This is a genomic window from uncultured Dysosmobacter sp., from assembly GCF_947631165.1.
Classification (GTDB): Bacteria; Bacillota; Clostridia; order Oscillospirales; family Oscillospiraceae; genus Oscillibacter.
The window spans coordinates 1-3,161 of sequence record NZ_CANRKH010000093.1 but is presented as its reverse complement, the minus strand read 5'-3'; the positions used below and the strand labels follow the sequence as shown (position 1 = coordinate 3,161).

Here is a 3,161-nt window from a genome sequence, read left to right as displayed (position 1 = left end):
CAGGGAGAGTATATCACAGATTGTCCAGTTTTAACCCTCACCAAATCAAAATTGTCCTTGACAAGGGGAGCACTTTACACAACACAACACAACACAACACAAGGTTTAATTAAACTTTGTCAATATGTTTTTGGGTACGCTTTTGTTGTTCTACCCGATATTTCTGAAAACTGCGACAACCAGAGAAAACCTGTTACAAGTGCAAATCGAGTGGCAGGAAAATATCCTTACTATGGAGCATCCGGGATTGTTGATTATGTGAGTAGTTACATATATGACGGCGAATTTTTGCTTGTATCTGAGGATGGGGCAAATTTAATGGCAAGAAGCACGCCAATCGCATTTTCAATATCAGGAAAAAACTGGGTTAACAATCATGCGCATGTATTGAAGTTTGACAACTATGATACAAGACGTTTCGTGGAATTTTACTTAAACTCCATAGATTTGTCACAGTATATTTCCGGAGGTGCACAGCCAAAGCTCAACCAACAAAATTTGAATAGGATACCTATTCCGTTGCCTTCACTTGACAGGCAAAAGTATATTGTTTCTATTCTCGACCGCTTTGATTCCCTCCGCGCCTCTATCTCGGAGGGGATCCCCGCCGAAATAGAGGCGCGGAGGAAACAATATGAATACTATCGGGACAAGCTGTTGACCTTCAAGATTAAAGAACTTTGAACCCTCGCAGAATACGCAGGAGGTGAATGAGAATGCCTTATTTCAACGTCGTTGCCGCCACCAATGAAAACACCGTCGTCACGGAGTATGAGCCGGTCAAGACCCGTTCAGACAGCTACCAGAGCGAGGCCGCGCTGGAGCGTGAGTTTATTCGCCTTCTGACCGAACAGGGCTATGAATACCTTCCTATCCACAGCGAGAAAGATTTGGTGGCCAATCTGCGGCATAAGCTGGAATCCCTCAACGGCATCCGGTTCAGCGATGACGAGTGGAGCCGGTTCTTTTTGGAGAAGCTGGCCAACCCCAATGAGCACTTCGTGGAGAAGACCCGCAAGGTGCAGGAGGATAATGTTCAGGTTCTCCGGCGCGATGACGGCAACTCTAAAAATATCACGTTGATAGACAAGAAGAACATCCATAACAACAGCTTGCAGGTTATCAATCAATACGCCATCAGCACAGACGAGGGCGCAAGACATGATAACCGCTATGATGTAACCATCCTCGTGAATGGTTTTCCCATTGTACATATCGAGCTGAAGCGCCGGGGCGTTGCCATCCGGGAAGCCTTCAACCAGATAGGTCGTTATCAGCGGGATTCTTTCCAGGCGGGAAGCGGCCTGTTTGAGTACGTCCAGATCTTCGTCATCTCCAACGGGACCAACACGAAATATTATTCCAACAGCACCCGTTACAACGCCATCAAGGATGCCACATCCGGCAAGACTAAAAAGGAAAAGACCAGCAACAGCTTTGAATTCACATCCTTCTGGGCTGATGCCAACAACCGGGTCATTCCGGATCTGATCGACTTTACAAGGACGTTCCTCGCCCGCCATACTATCCTGAATATTCTCACAAGGTATTGCGTCTTCACCTCTGAAAATATGCTGATGGTCATGCGCCCGTATCAGATCACGGCCACAGAGCGCATCCTAAACCAAATCGAGATCGCCAACAACTACAAAAAATACGGAAGCATCGCCGGCGGAGGCTACATCTGGCATACCACAGGCTCGGGCAAGACCCTGACCTCCTTTAAAACTGCGCAGCTGGCATCCCGCCTGCCGTATATCGACAAGGTCCTCTTCGTGGTGGATCGGAAGGATCTGGACTACCAGACCATGAAGGAGTATGACCGTTTTGAAAAGGGAGCCGCCAACAGCAATACTTCCACGAGAGTGCTGCAGCGCCAGCTTGAGGACAGGGATGAGAAGGGCAATCCCCATGAATACCGTATTATCATCACCACGATCCAGAAGCTCGCCAATTTTGTGAACCGGAACAAGGGCCACGCTGTTTTCAACCGGCATGTGGTCATCATCTTTGACGAGTGCCACCGCAGTCAGTTCGGGGATATGCACACGGCCATTGTGAAGAATTTCAAGAAGTGCCATCTGTTTGGATTCACCGGTACGCCGATCTTCTCCCTGAACACCGGCGGGGTGAGAAATCCGCAGTTCTTCACCACGGAGCAGACCTTCGGCGACCAGCTCCACTCCTACACAATCGTGGACGCCATCAACGACAAGAATGGGCTGCCGTTCCGGGTGGACTACATCAAGACAATGGATGTAGACGCGGATATCGACGACGAAGAAGTCTGGGATATCGACCGCAAGAAGGCGTTGGAGGCACCGCAGCGCATTGCCCTTGTGACGAAATATATTCTCGACCACTTTGACCAGAAAACCTATCGCGGCGATAAAACATATTGGTTCAATGCTCTGATCAATATATCTGAGGTTGCTTCCGGTAAACAGGATATGGTCGAGGAGATTAAGGAGATTAAGAAGAAACAGCGTATCAGCGGTTTTAACTCCATATTTGCCGTTGCTTCTGTACCGATGGCCAAGCTTTACTATCAGGAGTTCAAAAGCCAGATGGAGAAAGACCCGACAAAACGGCTGCGGATCGCGGTCATATACAGCTATGGGGCGAACGAGGCTGAGGCGGATGGCATCCTGGATGAGGAAAACCCGGAGGACACCAGCGCCCTGGACCAGACGGCGAGGGATTTTCTTGACACTGCCATCCAAGACTACAACGCGATGTTCCATACCAACTATGATACGTCCAGCGAAAAATTCCAGAATTACTATAAAGATGTTTCGCTCCGTATGAAGAACAAGGAGTTGGACCTGCTCATCGTGGTCAATATGTTTCTGACCGGATTTGATGCCACCACGCTAAATACACTGTGGGTAGACAAGAACCTGAAGATGCACGGACTGATTCAGGCTTTTTCGAGGACAAACCGCATCCTGAACTCCATCAAGACGTTCGGCAATATCGTCTGTTTCCGCAACCTGCAAAAACGGGTGGACGCGGCTATCTCCCTGTTCGGGGACAAGAACGCCGGCGGTATTGTCCTGCTCCAGAGCTTCAAGGACTACTATTATTCTATAAATGAGCAAATTCAAAAACTGCCCACCACCCCCCGACATCGGCGCAATCCCTCGGAAAAAGTACGCGCA

Annotated in this window: 2 protein-coding genes; both read left to right on the top strand. The window is 48.9% G+C overall.

The annotated features are described in order from the left end of the window. A partial coding sequence (locus Q0Z69_RS16775) for a restriction endonuclease subunit S (RefSeq protein ID WP_298035545.1) occupies positions 1-684 on the top strand: 684 nt, incomplete at its 5' end. Between the two features lie 32 nt (positions 685-716). After that, positions 717-3,161: type I restriction endonuclease subunit R (locus tag Q0Z69_RS16770; protein WP_298035544.1), on the top strand; the 2,445-nt coding region annotated here is incomplete at its 3' end.